At 73.2% G+C, this 21,429-nt stretch carries 20 protein-coding genes and 1 riboswitch; of the genes, 12 read left to right on the top strand and 8 right to left on the bottom strand.

Annotated elements, in window-relative coordinates:
• Window positions 1–44 precede the first annotated feature (44 nt).
• Together ACZ6NC_RS20935 and ACZ6NC_RS20940 are read left to right on the top strand one after the other, a co-directional pair.
• A complete protein-coding gene (locus ACZ6NC_RS20935; protein WP_465734852.1) occupies window positions 45–827 on the top strand; it encodes an SDR family NAD(P)-dependent oxidoreductase in 783 nt (260 codons plus the stop codon).
• Entirely contained in the window at window positions 824–1,891 is a 1,068-nt protein-coding gene (locus tag ACZ6NC_RS20940) for an S-adenosylmethionine:tRNA ribosyltransferase-isomerase (protein WP_465734854.1), read from the top strand. The genes ACZ6NC_RS20935 and ACZ6NC_RS20940 overlap by 4 nt, the downstream gene beginning before the upstream one ends.
• Window positions 1,892–1,959: 68 nt before the next feature.
• On the opposite strand, the gene ACZ6NC_RS20945 is transcribed toward ACZ6NC_RS20940, so the two are convergent.
• The 5 genes from ACZ6NC_RS20945 to ACZ6NC_RS20965 form a co-directional block, all read right to left on the bottom strand.
• A complete protein-coding gene (locus ACZ6NC_RS20945) occupies window positions 1,960–2,376 on the bottom strand; it encodes a nuclear transport factor 2 family protein (RefSeq protein WP_465734856.1) in 417 nt (138 codons plus the stop codon).
• A 117-nt stretch (window positions 2,377–2,493) separates the two neighbouring features.
• Window positions 2,494–6,120 carry a SpoIIE family protein phosphatase gene (locus ACZ6NC_RS20950; RefSeq protein ID WP_465734858.1) on the bottom strand — a complete coding sequence of 1,209 codons (3,627 nt, stop codon included), beginning with the start codon at window positions 6,118–6,120 and terminating at the stop codon, window positions 2,494–2,496.
• A 551-nt stretch (window positions 6,121–6,671) separates the two neighbouring features.
• Complete coding sequence (locus ACZ6NC_RS20955; RefSeq protein ID WP_465734860.1) at window positions 6,672–7,856, bottom strand: thiolase family protein; 1,185 nt, start codon at window positions 7,854–7,856, stop codon at window positions 6,672–6,674.
• A 575-nt stretch (window positions 7,857–8,431) separates the two neighbouring features.
• Window positions 8,432–9,553 (bottom strand): serine hydrolase domain-containing protein, encoded by a 1,122-nt coding sequence (locus tag ACZ6NC_RS20960; RefSeq protein ID WP_465734862.1) that lies wholly within the window; start codon window positions 9,551–9,553, stop codon window positions 8,432–8,434.
• 164 nt (window positions 9,554–9,717) lie between these two features.
• A complete protein-coding gene (locus ACZ6NC_RS20965; RefSeq protein WP_465734864.1) occupies window positions 9,718–10,815 on the bottom strand; it encodes a glycoside hydrolase family 19 protein in 1,098 nt (365 codons plus the stop codon).
• 369 nt (window positions 10,816–11,184) lie between these two features.
• Between ACZ6NC_RS20965 and ACZ6NC_RS20970 the strand changes: the two genes are divergently transcribed.
• Window positions 11,185–11,961, top strand: a complete 777-nt coding sequence (locus ACZ6NC_RS20970; RefSeq protein ID WP_465734866.1) for a GntR family transcriptional regulator — start codon at window positions 11,185–11,187, stop codon at window positions 11,959–11,961.
• 295 nt (window positions 11,962–12,256) lie between these two features.
• Window positions 12,257–13,801 (top strand): alkaline phosphatase family protein, encoded by a 1,545-nt coding sequence (locus tag ACZ6NC_RS20975; protein ID WP_465734868.1) that lies wholly within the window; start codon window positions 12,257–12,259, stop codon window positions 13,799–13,801.
• A gap of 19 nt (window positions 13,802–13,820) precedes the next feature.
• Here ACZ6NC_RS20975 and ACZ6NC_RS20980 read toward each other — a convergent pair whose 3' ends face one another.
• Together ACZ6NC_RS20980 and ACZ6NC_RS20985 are read right to left on the bottom strand one after the other, a co-directional pair.
• A complete protein-coding gene (locus ACZ6NC_RS20980; protein ID WP_465734870.1) occupies window positions 13,821–14,237 on the bottom strand; it encodes an HIT family protein in 417 nt (138 codons plus the stop codon).
• 112 nt (window positions 14,238–14,349) lie between these two features.
• Window positions 14,350–15,063, bottom strand: coding sequence for an MSMEG_1061 family FMN-dependent PPOX-type flavoprotein (locus tag ACZ6NC_RS20985; RefSeq protein WP_465734871.1), 714 nt, complete (start codon window positions 15,061–15,063; stop codon window positions 14,350–14,352).
• Window positions 15,064–15,249: 186 nt separating this feature from the next.
• On the opposite strand from ACZ6NC_RS20985, the gene ACZ6NC_RS20990 reads away from it, so the two are divergent.
• Window positions 15,250–15,564 (top strand): antibiotic biosynthesis monooxygenase family protein, encoded by a 315-nt coding sequence (locus tag ACZ6NC_RS20990; RefSeq protein ID WP_465734872.1) that lies wholly within the window; start codon window positions 15,250–15,252, stop codon window positions 15,562–15,564.
• 70 nt (window positions 15,565–15,634) lie between these two features.
• Here the strand turns inward: ACZ6NC_RS20990 and ACZ6NC_RS20995 are convergent, their stop codons facing one another.
• Window positions 15,635–15,883, bottom strand: coding sequence for an SCO4226 family nickel-binding protein (locus ACZ6NC_RS20995; RefSeq protein ID WP_209410486.1), 249 nt, complete (start codon window positions 15,881–15,883; stop codon window positions 15,635–15,637).
• A 161-nt stretch (window positions 15,884–16,044) separates the two neighbouring features.
• Here ACZ6NC_RS20995 and ACZ6NC_RS21000 point away from each other — a divergent pair, with 161 nt between their 5' ends.
• From ACZ6NC_RS21000 to hisG, 7 genes are all read left to right on the top strand, one after another.
• Entirely contained in the window at window positions 16,045–16,407 is a 363-nt protein-coding gene (locus ACZ6NC_RS21000; RefSeq protein WP_465734874.1) for a hypothetical protein, read from the top strand.
• Between the two features lie 177 nt (window positions 16,408–16,584).
• A riboswitch (FMN riboswitch) is annotated at window positions 16,585–16,712 on the top strand.
• 187 nt (window positions 16,713–16,899) lie between these two features.
• Window positions 16,900–17,586 (top strand): riboflavin synthase, encoded by a 687-nt coding sequence (locus tag ACZ6NC_RS21005; protein WP_465734876.1) that lies wholly within the window; start codon window positions 16,900–16,902, stop codon window positions 17,584–17,586.
• Entirely contained in the window at window positions 17,583–18,230 is a 648-nt protein-coding gene (locus ACZ6NC_RS21010) for a nicotinamide mononucleotide transporter family protein (protein ID WP_465734877.1), read from the top strand. Before ACZ6NC_RS21005 ends, ACZ6NC_RS21010 begins: the two co-directional genes overlap by 4 nt.
• Window positions 18,227–19,498 (top strand): bifunctional 3,4-dihydroxy-2-butanone-4-phosphate synthase/GTP cyclohydrolase II, encoded by a 1,272-nt coding sequence (locus ACZ6NC_RS21015; RefSeq protein WP_465734879.1) that lies wholly within the window; start codon window positions 18,227–18,229, stop codon window positions 19,496–19,498. Before ACZ6NC_RS21010 ends, ACZ6NC_RS21015 begins: the two co-directional genes overlap by 4 nt.
• 43 nt (window positions 19,499–19,541) lie before the next feature.
• On the top strand, window positions 19,542–20,012 hold the full coding sequence (gene ribH / locus ACZ6NC_RS21020; protein ID WP_465734881.1) for a 6,7-dimethyl-8-ribityllumazine synthase: 471 nt from the start codon (window positions 19,542–19,544) through the stop codon (window positions 20,010–20,012).
• A 127-nt stretch (window positions 20,013–20,139) separates the two neighbouring features.
• Entirely contained in the window at window positions 20,140–20,412 is a 273-nt protein-coding gene (locus ACZ6NC_RS21025; RefSeq protein WP_030306151.1) for a phosphoribosyl-ATP diphosphatase, read from the top strand.
• 56 nt (window positions 20,413–20,468) lie between these two features.
• Window positions 20,469–21,317, top strand: a complete 849-nt coding sequence (gene hisG, locus ACZ6NC_RS21030) for an ATP phosphoribosyltransferase (protein WP_465734883.1) — start codon at window positions 20,469–20,471, stop codon at window positions 21,315–21,317.
• The last annotated feature ends 112 nt before the right edge of the window (window positions 21,318–21,429 follow it).

The raw sequence follows: 21,429 nt of genomic DNA on the forward strand, positions 1-21,429 counted from the left end.
CGGTGGCCGATCCGGCGGCGGGCGTCCGGGGCGATCGTGGTGCCATGAACACCGCATCGCAGCACACCGCCCAGCCCGTCGCCCCGCACACCGCCGAGCCGGTCGCCCTGATCACCGGTGCCTCCCGAGGCCTCGGTCTGGCGCTGGCCCGGGCGCTGGCCGCCGACGGCTGGCAGCTGGTGATCACGGCCCGCGACCGGGCCGGACTCTCCGCCGTCGAGGCCGAGCTGGCCGCTCTCACCAAGGTCACCGCGCTGGCCGGTTCGGTCGTCGACGACGACCACCGCGCGCGCCTGGCCGAGGCCGCCGCCGCGCTCGGCGGCGCGACGCTCCTGGTCAACAACGCCGGCACGCTGAACGGCTCGGACGCGGACAGCGAGCCGCTGCCCCGGCTCGCCGACGTCCCGTTGCCCGACCTGCTGGAGATGTTCGAGGTCAACGCCCTCGCGCCGATCGCCCTGACCCAGCTGCTGCTGCCGCAGCTGCGCGCGCACTCCGGCGCCCTGCTCAACATCAGCTCCGACGCGGCCGTCGAGGCCTACCTGGGCTGGGGCGGCTACGGCGCGAGCAAGGCCGCGCTGGACCATGCCTCCGCCGTACTGGCCCGGGAGGAGCCGGAGTTGAAGGTCTGGGCGGTCGACCCGGGCACCATGCGGACCAGGATGTACCAGGAGGCCTGCCCGGGCGAGGACATCTCCGCCGAGCCGCTGCCCGAGACCGTCGCCCCCGCCCTGCTCGGCCTGCTCCGCGACCGTCCCGCCTCCGGCCGCTACCGGGCCGCCGACCTGCTCGCCGCCGTCGAAGCCGCCGCCCAGGGCGACCGATGACCGCACTCACCGACCCCGGGATCGACGTCACCGTCCCGCCCGAACTCTCCGCCCGCGCACCCGCGGAGGCCCGCGGCACCGCCCGGGACGGCGTGCGGATGCTGGTCGGCCGCCGCGACGGCGCCGCCGTCGAGCACCGCCGCTTCACCGACCTGCCCGGGGTGCTGCGCCCCGGCGACCTGCTGGTGGTCAACAACTCGGCAACCCTGCCCGCCGCGCTGACCGGCCGGCTGCCGGACGGCAGCCCCGTCGCGCTGCACCTCTCCTCCGCCCAGCCGGACCGACGCGGCTCCTTCCTGGTGGAGTTGCGTCGGCCGGTGCCCGGCGAGGCCGCCGCCTACTACCCGCCGGAGGAGTCCCCGGCCCGCCCGGGGCTGCGGGTGGCGCTGCCGGGCGGCGGATCGGCCGAGCTGGCCGAGCCGTTCACCGCCCGCCTCTGGTACGCCCGACTCGACCTTCCCGCACCGCTGTCGGGCTACCTGGCCAGCCATGGCAAGGCCATCCGGTACGGCTATGTGGACGGCGACTGGCCGATCGAGGCGTACCAGACGGTCTTCGCGACCGTTCCGGGCAGCAGCGAAATGCCCAGCGCCGCCCGCCCGTTCACCGCCGAGGTGGTGGCCCGACTGGCCGGCCGCGGGGTACTGGTCGCGCCGATCACCCTGCACACCGGCGTCGCCTCCCCGGAGGCGCACGAGGCCCCGTACGCCGAGCGGTTCCAGGTGCCGGCCGCGACCGCCCGCCTGGTCGGCCACGTCCGGTCCGGCGGCGGCCGGGTGATCGCGGTCGGCACCACCGTCGTCCGCGCCCTGGAGTCGGCCGCCGCCCCGGACGGCACCGTCCACCAGGCCGACGGCTGGACCGAGTTGGTGATCACCCCCGACCGCGGCGTCCGTGCCGTGGACGGCCTCCTCACCGGCTGGCACGAGCCCCGCGCCTCCCACCTGCTCATGCTCGCCGCCGTCGCGGGCCGCCCCCTGCTGGCGCGGTGCTACGCGGAGGCGGTCCGACACCGCTACCTGTGGCACGAGTTCGGCGACGTCAACCTGCTGCTGCCCGCCTAGGCACGATCGCCCGGGGCGGGGCCCAGGCCGACCGGTCCGGGGCTCGGACGGCCCGGCCCGGCCCGGGCTCAGACGGACCGGTCCGCGAACAGCGTGAGTGCCGCGTGGTGCGTGTCCAGGTACTCGCGCACCGCGGTGATCAGGCCGTTCTCGACGGTGAAGATGCCCAGGCACTGGTTGTCGTACGCGGTGCCGTTGGCCGCTGTGCCCTTGGCGGTCCACTCGGCGACCACCTGCGGGCCGTCCGCCAGCAGGCCGGTGAGCGTCACCTGCGGGGCGCCGTCGGGAGCGAACAGGGTGCCCACCGAGCCGAGGAAGTCCCCGACGATGGCGTCCCGGCCGTTCCAGACCCGCGACAGCGGCAGGTCGCCGGGGTAGGACCAGGTGGCGTTCTCCGCGAACGAGGCAATCGCGGTGGGGAGGTCGCCGGTGGCGATGGCGGTGACGTAGCGCTCCACGACGGTACGGGGGTCGAGCTGGTCCACGGTCTGCTCCTGGTGTTCCGGGTCGGTCTTTCTGCCGGGACCAAGCCAAGCCCCTCGGGGTGCGCGCGGGCGAACAACCGCACGGCGGCGGCGACAAACAGCGGTTGTCGTGGGTGATCAGCGGGCTGGCGTACCCGGCGGCAGCTCCAGTTCGAACCAGACCACCTTGCCGTCCCGGGTGCGCCGGCTGCCCCAGCGGTGGGCGAGCTCGTTGACCAGGTGCATGCCGCGACCGCCCTCGTCCTCCTCGCGGGCGCGCCGCATCCGGGGCGACTCGGCGTCCCGGTCGGCGACCTCCACGGTGAGCAGCCGGTTGTAGAACAGCCGTAGCTGGGTGGGGGATCCGGCGTGCACCAGGGCGTTGGTGATCAGCTCGCTGGTGAGCAGCTCGGCCCAGTCGGCGAGCGGGCCGAGCCCCCAGCCGATGAGCGTCTCGCGGGTGAACCGGCGCGAGTGCGCGACCATCGCATGGTCGTCTGTGAGCGGCAGGGTGGCGATCCGGTCGGCGCCGGCCGGCCGGACCTGCGCCAGGATGATCGCGATGTCGTCCTCGCTGGTGCGGCCGGTGAGTTCGGCCAGGACGGCGTCGCAGGTCTGCTCCAGCGAGCGGCGCCGGTCGGCGATGGTCCGGCAGAGCTGGTCCAGGCCCTCGTCGAGGTCGCGGCCCCGGCGCTCGACCAGCCCGTCGGTGTACATCGCCAGGATGCCCTCCTCCGGGAGCGTGAACTCGACGCTCTCGAACGGGACTCCGCCGACCCCCAGCGGGGCCCCGGGCGGCAGGTCGAGCAGCCGGGCCGCGCCCTCGGCGTCGGCGACCACCGGCGGCAGGTGGCCCGCGCAGGCGGCGGTGCAGAGCCGGTCCACCGGGTCGTACACCACGCAGACGCAGGTCGCGAACTGGCCCTCCCCGAGGGCGCTGGTGGCCTCGTCCAGCCGGTGCAGCACCCGCGCCGGGTCCAGCTCCAGCGTGATCAACGTGCGCGCCACAGTGCGGAGCTGGCCCATCGTCGCGGCGGCCCGGATGCCGTGGCCCATCACGTCGCCGACCACCAGCGCCACCCGGCCCGAGGAGAGCGGCACGACGTCGAACCAGTCGCCGCCGACCTCGCTGACCACACTGCTCGGCAGGTACCGGTAGGCGATCTCCAGCCCCAGCGTGCGGTGGATCTCCTGCGGCAGCAGGCTGCGTTGCAGCGTGAGCGCGGTGTCCCGCTCGCGCCGGTAGAGCCGGCCGTTGTCCATCGCCAGCGCCGTCCGGGCGGCCAGCTCCTCGGCCAGCGCCCGGTCGGCCTGCCCGAACGGCACCGGATTGCGGATCCGGATGAACTCCGCGCCGCCCAGCACCAGTCCGCGCGCCAGCAGCGGCACCATCAGGTACGAGTGCACCCCGGCCTCCAGGCCCGGCTGCACCCGGTCCGGCGAGGCGACGATCCGCCGCAGCGCCTCCTCGTCCACCTCCGACACCAGGATCGAGCGCCCCGTCCGCAGGCTCTCCGCGTACACCTGCGCGGACTGGGAGTTGGCGCCGACCTGGTCGGCGGCCCTCGCCATCACCCCGTTCGAGTTGGCCTCGCCGACGGCGACCGCCCGCAGCAGTACCGTGCCGTCGTCCGGGACGGGGCTGGGCTCGTCGCCGCTCAGCACCGCCTCGCGCAGGTCGACGGTGACGAAGTCGGCGAAGCGCGGGATCACCACCTCCACCAACTCCTCGGCGGTGCGGTGCAGATCGAGCGTGGTGCCGATCCGGGTACTGGCCTCGTTGAGCAGCGACAGCCGCTGCTGCGCCGCCCACGCCTCGTCCAGGGCGCGCTGGCGGGCAGCCGCCGCGTCGCGCTCCCGGGTGAACAGCAGCGCGTTGTCGATCGACACCGCCGCCCGCACCGCCAACTCCCCGGCCAGCGCCAGGTCGTCGTCCTCGTACGGGCGCTCCACCACCGTCCGGTAGAACGCTGCGACACCGACCGGCGAGCCCCGGGCGATCAGCGGCACCACCATGAACGAGCGCACGTTCTGCTTCCTGGCGGCGGCCGTGCGGACCGGGTCGTCGGTGAACCAGGCCATGCCCGCCGCGTCCATCCGCGGCACCAGCACCGGCTTGCGGTGCGCCAGGCTCCACGCGTACGGCGAACCAGGCCGGAACCGCTGCACCCCGCCGGTGCGGTCGATCGGCTCCAGCGTCGAACCGTGCGCCGAGTGGAAGGCCATCCGGCGCAGCACGGCCGAACCGTCCGCCAGCGTGCGGGCCTCGCGCTCGCCGCGCACCAGGTCGTCCAGCACCTCCACCACCACGGTGTCGGCCAGCCGGGGCGTCGCCACCTCGGCCAACTCCTGGGCGGTCTGGGCGAGATCGAGTGTGGTGCCGATCCGCGCCGAGGCGGCGTTGACCAGTGCCAGCCGCTCCTGCGCGGCCTTCGCCTCACGCAGCGCCTGCTGCCGGGCCAGCACGGTCTGGTGCTGGCGCAGGTAGAGCCGGGCGTTGTCGATCGCCACGGCGGCCCGCGAGGCAAGCTCGTCACCGAGGGTGATGTCAGCCTCGGCGAAGGACTCCCGCTCGCCGCGCCGCGAGTACACCACCATGCCCAGCGTGGTGCCGCGCGCCACCAACGGGGTGATCCGCACCGAACGCGGCCGGTCGCCGAGATATGCCTGGCGGCGGCTCTCGGAGATCCCCTGGCTCAGCAGCGGCAGCTCCCAGGACGGCACCACCACCGTGCGCCCGGTCGCCAGGGCCCGCGCGTACGGAGAGTCCGGTGCCACCTCGTACACCGTGTCCACCGGCAGCGCCTCGGCCGGGTAGAGCGGGTCGGTGGTGGCGAGCGCCAGCCGGCGCACCAGCTGGGCGGCGGACGGGTCCAGCGGCTCCACGTTGCGCCCCGCGACCAGGGCCTCCAGCGCGAACACGCCGCTGATGTCCGAGACCCTGGGCACCATCGCGTCGGCCAGCTCGCGGGCGGTCTGCCGCAGGTCCAGCGTGGTGCCGATCGACGCCGTGGCGTCGACCAGCAGCGACAGCCGCTCCTGAGCCCGCGCCGCCCGGGCGTCCGCGCGGAACCGCTCGGTGACGTCGATGACCGTCGAACTCACCCCGAGGACCTCCCCGGCCGGGTCCTCCAACCGGAAGTACGAGGCCGACCAGGCGTGGTCGTGCTCCGGATCGCCCAGGGTGCGGCCGTGCGAGCGCGAGTCCACCACCGGCTCGCCGCTCTCCAGCACCTGCCGCATCACCGCCTCGCTCTCCTCCCCGTTGATCCCGGGCAGCAGCTCGCTCAGCCGGTGCCCCAGGTGCGCGTCGGCGGGCAGGCCGTTCACCCGGGCCAGCGCGTCGTTCAGCCGGACGAAGGCGAGCCGGGTGTCGAACACGCCCATCCCGACCGGGGACTGCGTGAAGAACCCGTCGAGGACGGCGAGATCCGCCTGGATCCGGCGCAGCGTCGTCACGTCGGACGCCACCGCGAGCACCAACGGGCTGCCGCCCGGCCCCGAGATCGGGTGGGTGCGGAACTCCAGGTTGACGTGGTGGCCGTCCCGGTGCCGGACGGGGAACACGCCCGACCAGCCGCGGCCGTCCAGGATCTCCTGGAACAGCTCCATCACCTCCGGCCGCTGCTCGTCGGAGGCCAGCAACTGCGCGGCCCGCGTGCCGATCGCCTCCTCGGCCGTGTAACCGAGCAGTGCCTCGGCGTCGTTGCTCCAGTGCAGGATCCGGCCGTCGGCCTCGATCAGCGCGGTCGCGATCGGCACCATCAGCAGGGCATCCTGACGCGGCCGCCTGGGCTCGCCGGCATCACGCTGCTCGTTCACCATGGCCAGAGAACCGCCCGGAGATCGTTTCCACCAGCCCTGCCATCTTCCCACGCGGCCCCACGGCCCCGCTCGTTCCACCGACCCGCGCCGGCTCCGCGGAGCCCGTCCGCAGCCCCCGGCCCCTGGCCACACCACCGTGCGAGCCCGGGCCCCGCCGGCCCAGGACGCCGGCCGGCCCGACCCCCACCGCACCGGGCCCGGCCGGCCGGCGGATGCCAACCGCTTCCCGCGCGTGCCCTCGCGCCCAGGATGTCGGCCGAGCCGACTTCCTGTGTGGGTGAGGCGGCCTGGTGTTGCGCGTTCTCCGGTTGTTTGGCGAGGTGGAGAAGCCCCCCGGGCCGGGTGCCTCGCCCGATGTCCGCCCGGATCCGGGCGGACGCGCGCCGGCCCGCCCGCACCGTCTGCTCGCGCCGGTCGGGACGGCGGCGGAGCCGCAGCCGCGGCAGGAGCGGGCCCGGTCGGCCGCCGGGCGTTGACCCGGCGGGCCGGTGTCAGTCCAGCGCCTCCAGGATGGTGGCGTTGGCCAGGCCGCCCGCCTCGCACATGGTCTGCAGTGCGAACCGCGCGCCGTGCTCGCGCATCGCGTGCACCAGGGTGGTCATCAGTCGGGTGCCGCTGGCGCCGAGCGGGTGGCCGAGCGCGATCGCGCCGCCGTTGACGTTCACCTTCGCGGGGTCGGCGCCGGTCTCCTGGAGCCAGGCCAGCACGACGCTGGCGAACGCCTCGTTCACCTCGAACAGGTCGATGTCCGCCAGTGACAGCCCGGCGCGGTGGAGCACCTTCTCGGTGGCGGGTATGACGCCGGTCAGCATCAGCAGTGGGTCCGAACCGGTCACCGCGAAGGAGTGCAGCCGGGCCAGCGGACGCAGGCCGAGCCGCACCGCAGTCTCGCTGCTGGTGATCAGGACGGCGGAGGCGCCGTCGTTGATCGGGCTGCTGTTGCCGGCCGTCACCGACCAGTCGATCTGCGGGTATCGCTCGGCGAAGCCGGGGTCGGTGAAGGACGGGCGGAGGCCGGCCAGGATCTCCGGCGTGGTGCTGGGGCGAACCGACTCGTCCATGGCGACGAGTCCGGCGGGCGTGGTGACCGGTGCCAGCTCCGCCTCGAAGAGGCCGGTGGCGTGGGCGTGCGCGGCCTTGGCGTGGGAGGCGGTGGCGAAGGCGTCCATCGCCTCGCGCGAGACGGACCACTTGGCGGCGATCAGCTCCGCGCTGACGCCCTGCGGGATCAGCCCGCCGGGGTAGCGGGCGGCGATCGCGGCGCTGAACGGGTCCGATCCCGGCGGCACGTTGGACCACATCGGCACGCGGCTCATCGACTCGATCCCGCACGCCACCACCAGGTCGTACGCGCCCGCGATCACGCCCTGCGCGGCGAAGTGGACGGCCTGCTGGGAGGAGCCGCACTGCCGGTCGACCGTGGTCGCCGGGACGGAGTCCGGCAGGCCGGCCGCCAGCCAGGCGTACCGGGTGGTGTTCATGGCCTGCTCGCCAACCTGGTCGACACAGCCGCCGATCACGTCGTCGATCAGCGCCGGGTCGACGCCGCTGCGGCCGATCAGGGTCTGGAGGGTGTGCGCGAGCAGCTCGACCGGGTGGACGGACGAGAGTGCGCCTCCCGGCTTGCCTTTGCCGATGGGGGTACGGACGGCTTCGACGATCACGGCGTCACGCATGGCGGCCGCCTTCCTCTGGGGTGGTTGGAAAAGCAAACTCACTATAGGACTAGTAAGTTTGGAATTCCAATGCTGTGAAGTTGTGGTCCGGGTCACTCTCCGGACGTGATCGTTCGGTCTCTGCTTCCGACCCCGCGCGCGGCACGACCGGCGCTGCCGGGCTTGGGGAGGACCCGTGGTGCAGGCGGCCGTTTCAGGCAAGGCAGTGCGCAGGGTCACCGGAGCGAGTGCCACTCTGGCGGCCGCCGATCCGGCCGCAGCCGGCGCGACTGTGGTCATGACGGGGCCAACCCAGCCCGAACGGTGATCCGGCGGCGCTGCGGCACCCTCACGAGGGCGTGGTGGGTACGTCAGGCCCGCTGAGCGTGGGCTTCCCCGCCCGGGATCCGCGTGCTCGACCTGGACGGGGGTTGGCCTGGCGCCGGGCGGTGTCGCCCCGACATGGCCCGGCATGCGACGTCCGGGCGCCGCAGCGGTCCGGTGGTCACCTCGGCCGTCGCCTGCGCGTCGCGGGGGCGGCCCGGGGTGGGTCGGGTAGCCGGCGGGGTGCCGGGAGCCCCCGTCCCCGCCCCCGCCTACGCGCCGCCACCGTCCGTCGCGTGGTCGTTCTGCAGGGTGCGCAGCAGGGCCACCCCCGCCGGATCGACCGAACGGCGGGTGTTGGCCAGGACTATGACGCCGACCTGCTTCTCGGGGTCGAAGGCGACGAAGGAGCGGAAGCCGCCCGTCTCGCCGTTGTGCCAGATCTGGAGGTGGCCGCCCTGCCGGGGGTGGAGCCGGTGGGCGAGCCAGCCGAGGTGCATCCAGGCGAACGGGTTGACGTGGTGCTTGACCTCCCGGGTGAGCGCTATCGCGGGCGCCAGCGATGAGCCGCCCGGTGCCGTGGTGGGGGCGGCGGCGGGGGAGGTGGCGGCGGGGGAGGGGGCGGGCGCCAGCTGGGCCCGCAGGAGTATCGCCAGGTCGGCGGCGGTCGAGCGGAGCCCGCCGGCGCCCGCGAGGCCGGCCAGGTGCCAGCCGGGGACGGGGCGGCGGCCCGGCGTGTGGCCGTGGGCGAGGCGGCCGGAGCGCTCCTCGTCGATGGTGATCACCGTGTCGGCGAGGCCGAGCGGCTCGCAGACCTCCCGGGTGACCAGCTCCTCGTAGCCGGTGCCGGCCCGGTGGGCGAGGGCGAGGCCGAGCAGGCCGGCGCCGAGGTTGGAGTAGCGGAAGCTGCGGCCGGGCACCGCGCGCAGTCTGGTGCGGGCGAGCCCGGACAGCAGGGCGTCGGTGGTGCAATGGCGGTACGGGTCGGGTTTGTTCGGGGTGACGAGGGCGCGCAGCAGCATTCCGGCGGGGAGTCGCGGCAGCCCGGACGTGTGGGTGGCCAGGTGTTGCAGGGTGATCGGTGTGCTGCCCTTGGCGGGGACGGTGACGCCGGGCGGCAGCGCGTCCGCCAGCAGGTGGGACAGTGGTTCGTCGAGTGCGGCCGAGTCCGCGAGCACCAGCCGGGCCAGGGCGAGCGAGGTGAACACCTTGGTGACCGAGCCGATTTCGAACAGTGTGTGCGCTCCGGGCGCGCTGCCGCCCGGGCCGGCGGAGGTGCTTCCGGCGCCGCGGATCTCCACCGTGCCGCCGGCCAGGCCGGCGACCACGGCGCCGACCTGCTGGCCGGCGAGCCGGTCGGCGGTCTGCTGGACAAGGCTGCCAAGGTCGTTCATGGCTGCGAGCCTAGGCCTCCGCCATCCACCCGGTCGTCCGCCGTGACGATGATTCTGCACCCCCGCCGGTCCTCCGCTCGAGGTACGCCCCCGCTACTCCCCGTGAAGTATCGGGGCGAAGCGGGGGCGTACCGACGGGAGCGAGGCGAAGAGCTGTCGAAGCGTCAGCAGCTCAGGTTCGAGCCCGGGACGGTGCCGAGGATCTGGGTGAAGCTCTGGTAGGCGTTGATCCGGCTCTGCACCTGCGCGGGGTTGCCGCCGTTGCACTCCAGGGTGCCGTTGATGCTGCGGATGGTCTCGCCGAAGCCGTACCCGTTGACCATGGCGTTGTGCGGGGTCATGGTGCCCGGGCCGGTCTGGGTGTTCCAGTACCAGAGCGCGGTCTTCCAGGCCACGGCCGGGTCGGTCTGCACCAGGTCGGGGTTGTGCAGCAGGTCGATGCCGAGGGCGTCGCCGGCCGCCTTGTAGTTGAAGTTCCAGCTCAGCTGGATCGGACCGCGCCCGTAGTACGCGGCCTGCCCGGCCGGGCACCCGTACGGCTGCGAGGTGTCGCAGTAGTGCGGGTAGTTGGCGGTGTTCTGCTCGACCACATAGACCAGGCCGCCGGTCTCGTGGCTGACGTTGGCGAGGAAGGCGGCGGCCTCCTGCTTGCGGACGGTGTCGCTGCCGGTGTTGGCGAAGCCGGGGTAGGCGCCGAGTGCGTCGAGCAGGCCCTGGTAGGTGTAGAAGGAGTTCCGGTTCGGGAACATCTGGTTGAACTGCGCCTGGCCGACCGGGAATCCGCCGGGGTTCGGGGTCGTGGTCGGGGTGCCGGTCGGCGTCGGGCCGCAGCTGTACGGCTCCCAGTACCAGGTGCTGATCACCGGGTCGTACCCCGGGTTGTCGTGGGTGGCCCGGTAGAGCCCGCCGTTGGTGTAGCGGACGATACTCCCGGTGGCGTACGTGTGCCCGGCGGCCCAGTCCGGGTAGACGCAGCCGCCCGAGGTCGGGGTGGGCGTCGGGTCGGTGGGGCCGCTGCCGCAGGCGCCCTGGTCGGCCCAGACCCCGGTGCCGGCGGTGCTGGGGGCCTCGTTCTGGGTCCACCACTTGGCGGACCAGTTGTGGCCGCTGTAGGAGACGGCGGCGCCGCCCGTGTACGCGGTGGCCGCGTTCCAGGGGGCGGCGCAGGCGGCGGCGTTGGCGGAGGCGGCGGGCAGCAGCAGCGCGAGCGCGAGTGCCGTGACCATGGCGGAGAGCAGCGCGAGCAGGCGTTTCGTTGACACGTGATCACCCCTTGTGCGGTGGGGGCCGCACATCGGTGGGACAGGGACTGTGGTGCCAGGGGGCCTCTGCCCCGCGCGGGGGCGCGTCGTGGGGGACGAGCCGACCGGGGTGCGGGCCGGTGCGGGGCTGACCGAGACTCAAGCGGAATGGTCTATACCTGTCAAGGGGTTGACCGCGGATTGGTCCGGGATCGGCCCGCGTATTGTCCGGGATCGGCCCCAAGACACCCCCCTGGCCCGCCCCCCAAGGCACCCGCAAGTACCCCCGGGGTGCCCTCGGAGCAGCCCCGGCGCACCTCGGCCCCGACGCGCCACATCCGCCGATTCGGCCTGAATCGGACGCCCGCCCGAGTCTGCGAGGATGGCCGGATGGACGAAACCCCCGGGCCCGCGAACCCCCTGCCCGGCCTCGGCACGCCGATCCGTGCGGGCATCCCCGAGCACGGCCGGGTACCCAAGTACTACTCCGTCAAGGGCCAGTTGGAGGCGCTGCTCGACGAGCTCGGCGAGGGTGGCGTGCTGCCGACCGAGCGTGACCTCGCCGCCCGCTTCGAGGTGGCCCGCGAGACCCTCCGGCAGGCGTTGCGCGACCTGCTGATCCAGGGGCGGGTCCGGCGGCGCGGCCGCAGCACCGTGGTGGCCGGGCCCAAGCTGGAGCAGCCGCTGTCGCTGGCCAGCTACACCGAGGGCGTCCGCCGCCAGGGGCGGGTGCCGGGCCGCAACCTGATCGGGCTGGAGCGGTTCGCCGCCGACCCGCTGCTGGCCGGGCAGTTGGACATCGGCGTGGGGGAGCAGGTCTGGCATCTGGAGCGGGTGCTACTCGCGGACGGTGAGCGGGTCGGCCTGGAGAGCACCTATCTGGCGGTGGCGCGGGTCCCGGAGCTGGACCGGGAGTTCGACCCCGGATCGTCGTTCTACGCCTTCCTGAAGGAGAAGGCGGGCGTCGAGCTCGGCGCGGCCGACGAGCGGATCGAGACGGTGCTCGCCTCGCCGCGCGAGGCGCTGCTGATCGGGACGCCGCCCGCCCTGCCGATGCTGCTGCTGCACCGGCTCACCAGGGACGCGGCCGGTGCGCCGCTGGAGCGGGTGCGCTCGCTGTATCGCGGCGACCGCTTCAGCTTCACCACCCGCCTCGAAGCCGACTGACCAGCGGCTGTGGGGGCGTCGCAGGCGGCGGCGACGGCGACGGCGACGAACGGGCCCCGGGCTCGGCCGCCCCCGGGGCCCGTTCGACCCCTGGCTCGGCCGCCCCGGGCGAGGCCGATCTCGAGCTCGGCCGCCTCCTCCCCGCCCACCCATTTGATCACTGAACGATAACGGGTCTGGACCGAATTCCAGCGCTGTTCACGCCCGGGACGAAACCCCGGCGACCCCTGTCCACCCGCCGCTCCGACCGTAGTCACCGCCCCTTCAGCTCCGTGACGCAGCATCAGGAGACGACGTGACCACCGGAATCCCCCGCCGCAGCCTGTTCCTCGGCGCCGCCGCCACCCTCCTCGCGGCCGGCCCGCTCGCGCGCACCGCCGTGGCCGCCACCGTCGGCGCCGCCACCGAGAGCACCGCCACCGCCGAAACCACCGCCGCCGCGGCCACGACCCGAACCCCGAAGGTCCTGGTCATCGGCCTGGACGGCGCCATGCTCAACCGCATCAAGGACGCCGACGCACCCAACCTGGACGCCCTGATGGCCGGCGGTTTCACCGCCGCGAGCAGCCTCTACGCCAACCCGATGGCCGCCACCGCCTCCGGCCCCGGCTGGTCGACCATCGCCACCGGCGTCTGGCCGGACAAGCACAACGTCAGGGACAACAACTTCACCGCCCCCGCGTTCGCGGCCTACCCCGACTTCCTCACCCGGATCGAGACCGCCGCCCCCGCGCTCTCCACCTACGTCGTCGCCTCCTGGGCGCCGATCGCCGACACCGTCTACTCCGGCAAGGTCGACACCCGCGTCGCCACGCCGTCCGCCGAGTACGACGCAGGCACCACCTCCCGCGCGGTCGCCAAGTTGCGCGACGGCGACCCGGACGCCGTCTTCGTCCAGCTCGACAACGTGGACCACGCCGGTCACGCCAGTGGCGCCGCCAGCCAGGCGTACCTGGACGCGATCCACGGGGTGGACGGCCAGGTCGGCCAGATCGTCGCCGCCGTCCGGGGGCGCGCCACGTACGCGCAGGAGGACTGGCTGATCATGGTCACCGCCGACCACGGTCACACCGACGCGGGCGGCCACGGCGGCTCGACCTGGAGCGAGCGGCAGACCTTCGTGATCGCCAACGGCGGTGGCCTCCCGGCCGGTTCGGTCCGCCACGACGTCCGCATGGTCGACATCGCGCCCACGGCGATCGCCCACCTCGGGCTCGCGATCGACCCGGCCTGGAATCTCGACGGCAGCCCGGTCGCCGGCCTCGTCCCGGACGCCTTCGACGCGCTCCGCCCGCAGCTCACCGGGCCGGTGGACGAGACGGGCATCGCGGCCGGCACCATCGGCTTCACCCACACCCCGCCGAGCGGCTGGTCGGTCGACAACTCCGCGATGGGCACGGGCGGCGTCACCGAGTGGCGCGGCTGGGCCTTCACCACCGACGAGTTCTGGACCAAGACCCAGCGCGACCAGTTCCGCGAGCTGAACGTCCGTTCCCGCAACGTCTTCGCCGTCGCCGACTCCGACGAGTGGGCCGACAAGACGTTCAAGGGCAGCTACGACTCCACCCTGGTCAGCCCGGAGTACCCGGTGGCCGGGCTGAGCAGCGTCCCGGTCTCGTTCACCACCTACTACCAGCAGGAGGGCAGCCAGACCGCCCAGGTGCTGGCCGTCTGGGACGGCGGGACGCCGGTCGTCGTCAAGAGCTACAGCGCCGAGACCAACGGCCGGCAGACGCTGGCCCTGGCCGTCCCGGCCGGTGCGAGCCGGCTGCGGCTGCGGTTCCGGTACACCGGCAGCAACAACTGGTACTGGGTGCTCGACAACGTCCGGGTGGGCTGAGCCGCCCGGACGGCAACCGTCAGGACGGGGCGAGCGCCGCGCGCAGCCGCTCGGCGACCTCCGCCGCGCCCGCCTCGTCCGGGTACTTCCCGCGCGGCCAGAAGAAGCCGCGCAGCCCGTCCTTCGGATTGCGCGGCACCACATGGACGTGCAGGTGCGGCACCGACTGGCTGATCCGGTTGTTCGCCGCGACGAAGCTGCCCGCCGCCCCGAGCCCACGCTCCACGGCGGCCGCCACCCGTTGCACCTGCAGGAAGAACGGGCCCACCTCCGCCGCCGGCAGGTCCGCCAGCGTGCGGTGGTGGGCGCGCGGAACGACCAGCACATGGCCGGGGAAGAGCGGCCGCCGGTCCAGGAAGGCCACCGCCGCCTCGTCGTCCAGCACCCGGTGCGCGGGCTCCTCGCCCGCCACCACCGCACAGAAGACGCAGTCCATCCGTCCATTCAAGCGACCGCCCGCCGCCCCGGCACGCCCGCGAACCCTCCACGGCGCGGCTTCACCCGTCCGGCCGCCGCCCGGGTGCGGCGGGCCGCCGACCGCCGCCCGGCTACTCGTAGCGGTACAGCAGCGCCTCCCGCTCGTTCTGCTCGATCATCTCGATCGTCAGCGAGGGATCCCGCAGGTGGGAGAGGGTGACCGCCGCCGAGGTGGGCTGCGCGTCCTTGGCGAGCCAGTTCTCCGGCTTCCACGCCGAGCCGCGCAGGAGCGCCTTCGGGCAGTGCGCGTACACCTCCTCGACCGCCACCACGATCGCACTGCGCGGTGGCTTGCCGACCGCCGTCAGCTGCTCCAGCAGCCGCGGATCGGTGGAGACGCAGGCCCGCCCGTTGACCCGCAGTGTGGTGTCCCGGCCGGGCACCACGAAGATCAGCCCGACCTGCCCGGTCTCGATGATGTTGTGCAGGGTGTCCAGCCGCTTGTTGCCGGTGGCGTCCGGAATCGCCAGCGTGTGCTCGTCCAGCACCGAGACCAGCCCGGCCGGCCCGCCGCGCGGCGACACGTCGCACCGCCCGGCGGCATCCGCACTGGCCACGAAGACCAGCGACGAGCAGGCGATCAGCTGCCGGGCCACCTCGTGGATCCGGTCCACCTGCTTGCGCCGCGCATGGTCGCTCGGCTGCTCGTAGATCTCCCGGAGGTCTGCCGCGTCCTTCACGGCGTCCGCGCTGAGCGCCGCGAACAGGCCCCCCTGCGCGCCCTGCGAGACGGGCCCGTCCGGCCCGGTGGTTGACGGAACGACAGTCTCTGGTGTGCTGGTCATACCGGAAATCTAGCGGAGGCCCCCCAACCGCCCGGAAGCCCCGTCCGCCCGCCCCCGGGACTGGTCGGGCACCCTCCGCGCGACTGCCGGAAAGGAGGCAGGTGCCGGAACGGCGCCACGGCGGATAATTGTGGTGTTTCCATCGGCCCGCAGCCTGGTGCGGAGTGCCTCAGGGAGGTGGTGGCCGTGATCGTGAGGATCTGGGCCGGGCAGGTCATGGCCGGGCACATCGAAGAGTTCTGCGCCCTGCTGACGTCACAGGTGATCCCGCAGCTCGGGCAGACGGACGGCTGCCTGGGCGGCGAGCTGCTGCGGTCGGTGACCGAGGACGGCCACCGGGTGCTGGTGGTGAGCCGATGGCGCGACGAGGAGGCCCTGCGCGGGTACGCGGGGCCGATGTGGCGGATCCGGCCGGTCTGGTCGGAGGGCGAGCTGCGCTACCTGGCGCACCCGCCCGAGGTCACCCACTTCACGCCGATCCCGGCCGTCCGGCCGCTCTGACCCACGCCGACGCCGGTCTGACCTGCGCTGACGCCGACCGGCGGACAGCCCGGGTCCGGTCCGTCGGCGGTCAGACCATCAGCGGCACCGGATGGATCTCGTCCGCCGGGTGCCCGCTGCGCTCGTGGATGCGCTGCACGGCCTCCTTGGACGGCGCCTCGGAGAGGCAGTAGACGGTGCCCGACTCCGGGTCGGCCCACGCCTGCTCGAAGTGCACGCCCTCGTCGCCCTCGATCGCCAGGTCGGCCCGGTGGGCCATCCGCAGCTGTTCCTCGGTGATACCCGCCATGCCGTGGTGGACGTCCATGAACTTGGCCATCGCTCTCGCACCTCCAGGAGTCCCCGGCCGGCCGTCGCCGGCCGCGTACCACCAGCCTGCGCCCGTCGCACCCGGGCCCGCCACCGGACACCCACCGGTGCGGAGCCCTAGGCTCGGAACGGGGCCACCCCCGGTGCAGCCCCGGGTGAGAGGACGGCCCGATGCCCGTGCTTCCCTTCGTCGGCCGCGACGGCCTCTTCCGCCCCGATGTGTTCTGCGACCTCACCGTCCCGTACTGGCGGTTGCAGTCCCGCGGTGTCGACGGCCTGGTCGCCCTGAGGAAGAGCGGCCACCCGGCCCCCGGCACCGTTGCGCGCCACCGTATGGACCGGACCGGCACCGGGTTCGTCCTGGAGGTCGAGGAGAGCTGGGAGCAGGACGGCGGGCGCTGGTACTGCCGCGAGCTGCTGCGCGCCGACGTCCGGGACGGCGCGATCGACCGCGTCTGCGTCTACTGCACGGGGGACTGGGACGCCGAACAGCAGCGCCGCCACCGCGCCGAGGTGACGCTGCTGGAACCCTGACGACGGTGCCGTCGGAGCCGTGACGGGCGGCGCCGGTCCTGCGCCGGGCGGCCGGAATCCGTCGTCCGCGCACCCCGGCGCATTCCCGCCCCGCACGTGAAACAGGCCACAGCGAAAGGCTCTCCCTCGCTTCGCGCGGATCATGGCACAATGACGTCAGTAGTAGCAGTGACGTTCAGCGCACTCCGGGGTCGGTGAAAATCCGAACCGGCGGTTACAGTCCGCGACCCGTCCGCAGCCAGCGGCCGGTTGACCAGGTGAAATTCCTGGACCGACGGTTAAAGTCCGGATGGGAGGCGTGCGCGGCGGACGAAGAGCAGTGCCCGTGGTCCCCCGGTGGACCTCGGGAAGGTGTGCGACGGGAGAGCTCTCTCCCGGCGGTTCTGCGGCACCCCGGCGACGGGTCGTGTCCGGAGTCCGTGCACCCGTGCCCGTCCGTGTCCTCTCCCATGCCGCCCCGGAGTCCGCGCCCCAAGCGCGAGGAGAACCCGGGTGTTCACCGGCATCATCGAAGAGCTCGGCGAGGTCGTGTCGATCGAGGAGATCGGCGACTCCTCGCGAATCCGCCTGCGCGGCCCGGTGGTCTGTCAGGGCGCGCACCACGGCGACTCCATCGCGGTCAACGGCGTCTGCCTGACCGTCGTCGACAGCCCCGAGCAACTGGCCGCCGAGAGCGGCGAGTTCAGTGCCGACGTGATGGCCGAGACGCTGCACCGCTCCAGCCTGGGCGAGCTGAAGCCCGGCTCGCGGGTCAACCTGGAGCGGGCGATGGCGCTCGGCGCCCGGCTCGGCGGCCACCTCGTGCAGGGTCATGTCGACGCCGCCGGCACCCTGTTGGGCCGCGAGCCCGGCGAGCGCGACGCGGAGGGCAACCTCCGCTGGGAGGTGCTGCGCTTCTCGCTGCCCGACAGCATCTCCCGCTACCTGGTGGAGAAGGGCTCGATCACCGTGGACGGCGTCAGCCTCACCGTGGTCGAGGCGGCCCGGGACAGCTTCACCGTCAGCCTCATCCCCGCCACCCTCGCGCTGACCACGCTGGGCGCCAAGACCGTCGGTGAGAGCGTCAACCTTGAGGTCGACGTCCTCGCCAAGTACGTGGAGCGCCTGCTCGAATCGCGCACCCTGCCCCCCACGATCGCTGCCGGGACGACCGCTGAGACGACCGGAGAGTCGAAGTGAACTGGCTCAGTGGAGAAGCGTTCACCGTCTTCGGTGAGCACGTGAAGTGGGCCGACATGTTCGGCAACCTGCTCGGGCTGTCCGCGCTCGCGCTGGGCTGGCGCCGCTCGGTGTGGAGCTGGCCGGTCCAGCTGCTCTCCGGCCTCGTGCTGATCACGGCCTACCTGAACGGCCATGTGCCCGGCCTGATCGGCAAGCAGCTGATCGTCGTCGCCACGGCCGCCTGGGGCTGGACGCAGTGGCAGCGCGGCCGCCGCGGCACCGGTGAGATCGCCGTCCGGTTCGCGAGCTGGCCGGAGCGGGCCGCCCTGGTGGCCGGCACCGCGCTCGGCACGGGCGCTCTGGCCTGGCTGTTCCTGGCCAACCCCAGCCTGTCCTGGAGCCCTTGGTCGGACGCCTACATCTTCGTGGGCACGCTGGCGGCGATGGTCGCCCAGGCCCGCGGCTGGGTGGAGTTCTGGTTCGCCTGGATCGCCGTCGACGTCGTCGGCGTCCCGCTCGCCTTCAACAGCGGCTACTCGTTCTCCGGCCTCACCTACTCGATCTACTTCGTTCTGGTGCTGCTCGGCCTGCGCTCCTGGTGGCTGAGCACCCGTGAGCCCCGCACCACGTCCGCCACCGTCCTCCAGGGAGCCTCCGCATGAGCACCGACCCCGCCACCGAAGACCTCCTGGCCGAGGACCTCGTGCTCGACCCCGTCGAGCGGGCCGTCGCCGACATCGCGCTCGGCCGCGCCGTGATCGTGGTCGACGACGAGGACCGCGAGAACGAGGGCGACATCGTCTTCGCCGCCTCCGCGGCCACCCCCGAGCTGATGGCGTTCACCATCCGCTACAGCTCCGGTGTGATCTGCGCGCCGATGACCGGCGACGAGCTGGACCGGCTCAAGCTGCCCCCGATGACCCAGGTCAACGAGGACCGCAAGGGCACCGCCTACGCCGTCTCGGTCGACGCCCGCGACGGGGTCGACACCGGTATCTCGGCCGCCGACCGCGCCCGTACCGTCCGGTTGCTCTCCTCGGCCGGCACCGAGCCGGCCGACCTCACCCGCCCCGGGCACGTCTTCCCGCTGCGGGCCGTCGAGGGCGGGGTGCTGGTCCGCCCCGGCCACACCGAGGCCGCCGTCGACCTGGCCCGTCTGGCCGGGCTGGCGCCGGCCGGTGCGATCGCCGAGGTGGTCAACGATGACGGCACCATGGCGCGGCTGCCCGAGCTGGTCGCCTTCGCCCGCGAGCACGGCCTGGCGATCATCTCGATCGAGGACCTGATCGCCTACCGCCGCCGCACCGAGCTGCACGTGGACCGGGCCGCCGTCACCGCGCTGCCCACCGCGTACGGGGAGTTCACCGCGGTCGGCTACCAGGGCAGCATCGACGGGATCGAGCACCTCGCCCTGGTCGCGGGCGGCCTGGACGCCGACGGCCGGCTGCCGGACGGTGAGGACGTGCTGGTGCGGGTCCACTCCGAGTGCCTGACCGGCGACGTGTTCGGCTCGCTGCGCTGCGACTGCGGGCCGCAGCTGGAGGCGTCGCTCCGGAAGGTCGCCGAGGCCGGCCGCGGCGTCGTCCTCTACCTGCGCGGCCACGAGGGCCGGGGCATCGGCCTGGCCCACAAGCTGCGCGCCTACGAGCTGCAGGAGCAGGGCCGCGACACCGTCGACGCCAACCTGGACCTCGGCCTGCCCGCCGACGCCCGCGACTACAGCATCGGCGCGCAGATGCTCGGGGACCTCGGGGTGCGCTCGCTCACCCTGCTCACCAACAACCCGGAGAAGCTCGCCGCGCTCACCGAGCACGGCCTCAAGGTGAAGGGTCGCGTGCCGGTCGAGACCCCGGCCGGCGAGCACAACCTGCGCTACCTGCGCACCAAGCGCGACCGGATGGGCCACGACCTGCCCGGCCTCGGCTCCTGAACCCGAACCACCTCCCGACCGAACCCCGAAAGAGGACCAGCACATGAGCGGCCACGGCGCCCCCGAGCTGACCATCGACAACGCCGCCGACCTCAAGGTCGCCGTGATCGCCGCCCAGTGGCACGAGCAGGTGATGAACGGCCTGCTGGACGGCGCGCACCGCGCGCTGAAGGAGCTGGGCATCGCCGAGCCGACGGTGCTGCGCGTCCCCGGCACCTTCGAGCTGCCGGTCGCGGCCAAGCGGCTCGCCGAGCGCGGCTACGACGCCGTGGTCGCCCTCGGCGTGGTCATCCGAGGCGGCACCCCGCACTTCGACTACGTCTGCCAGGCGGCGACCTCGGGCCTCACCCAGGTCAGTGTGGACACCGGCGTGCCGGTCGGCTTCGGTGTCCTGACCTGCGACAACGAGCAGCAGGCTGTGGACCGCGCGGGCCTGCCGGGCTCCGCGGAGGACAAGGGTCACGAGGCCGTCACCGCCGCCGTGGCCACCGCCGTCGCCCTGCGCGCGCTCTGACCTGACGCCCCCGCGCGCTCCCCGCGAACCCGCGTTCGGCCCCCCGGACCGTGGATGTCCATTGGACTGTCCACGGTCCGGGACCGTTTACCGCCTGTAAGCCCGCACGCCTTAAGGTGAGTCCATCATGGCTTCGAAGACATTCGAGGAGCTCTTCACCGAGCTCCAGCAGAAGGCCGCCACCGGCGACCCCTCGTCCTCCCGTACCGCGCAGCTCGTCCAGCAGGGCGTCCATGCGATCGGCAAGAAGGTCGTCGAGGAGGCCGCCGAGGTCTGGATGGCCGCCGAGTTCCAGTCGGACGAGCAGACCGCCGAGGAGATCTCCCAGCTCCTCTACCACCTTCAGGTGATGATGGTCGCCCGCGGGCTGACGCTCGACGACGTCTACAAGTACCTCTAGTCACCGGTCCAGAGAAACCGCACCACCCCACCAAAACAGGTAAGGAACCGACCTCCATGCTGCGCATCGCCCTCCCCAACAAGGGTTCGCTCTCGGGTCCCGCGGCGGAGATGCTCCATGAGGCCGGCTACCGCCAGCGCAAGGACCCGAAGGAGCTCGTCCTCGTCGACCCGGACAACCAGGTCGAGTTCTTCTTCCTGCGCCCGCGCGACATCGCGGTGTACGTCGGCTCCGGCCGCCTGGACGTCGGCATCACCGGCCGCGACCTGCTGCTCGACTCGCACTCCAACGCGGAGGAGGTGCTGGCGCTCGGCTTCGGCGGCTCCACCTTCCGCTTCGCCCGCCCGGAGGGCGTGGACGTCAAGGACGTGCAGGGCCTGGAGGGGCTGCGGATCGCCACCTCGTACACCGGTCTGGTCGAGCAGCACCTCGCCGACCACGGGGTCAAGGCCACCGTGACCAAGCTGGACGGTGCGGTGGAGACCGCGGTGCAGCTGGGCGTCGCCGACGTGATCGCCGACGTGGTGGAGACCGGCACCAGCCTGCGCAACGCCGGCCTGGAGGTGTTCGGTGACCCGATCCTGGTCTCCGACGCGGTGGTCATCCGCCCCAAGGGCGCGGGCGAGGACGCCGGCGTCGACCAGTTCCTGCGCCGCCTGCAGGGTGTGCTGGTGGCCCGCCGCTACGTGCTGATGGACTACGACATCCGTGCCGAGAACGTGAGCGCGGCCGTCGCGCTGACCCCGGGCCTGGAGTCGCCGACCGTCTCGCCGCTGCACACCGAGGGCTGGGTCGCGGTCCGCTCGATGGTGCTCCGCAAGGAGGCCCAGCGGATCATGGACGACCTCTGGGGCATCGGCGCCCGGGCGATCCTGGTCACCAACATCCACGCCTGCCGCCTCTGACCGCCCGCGGCCTCTGACGCCGGCCTCCTCCGGCCCCGGAGGCGGCCGCCGGCACGGAGTCAAGCACCGGTTCAATGGGGCGGGGGGGGGGGGGGGGGGGGCCCCCCCCCCC

The organism is Kitasatospora sp. NPDC041988 (assembly GCF_055588525.1).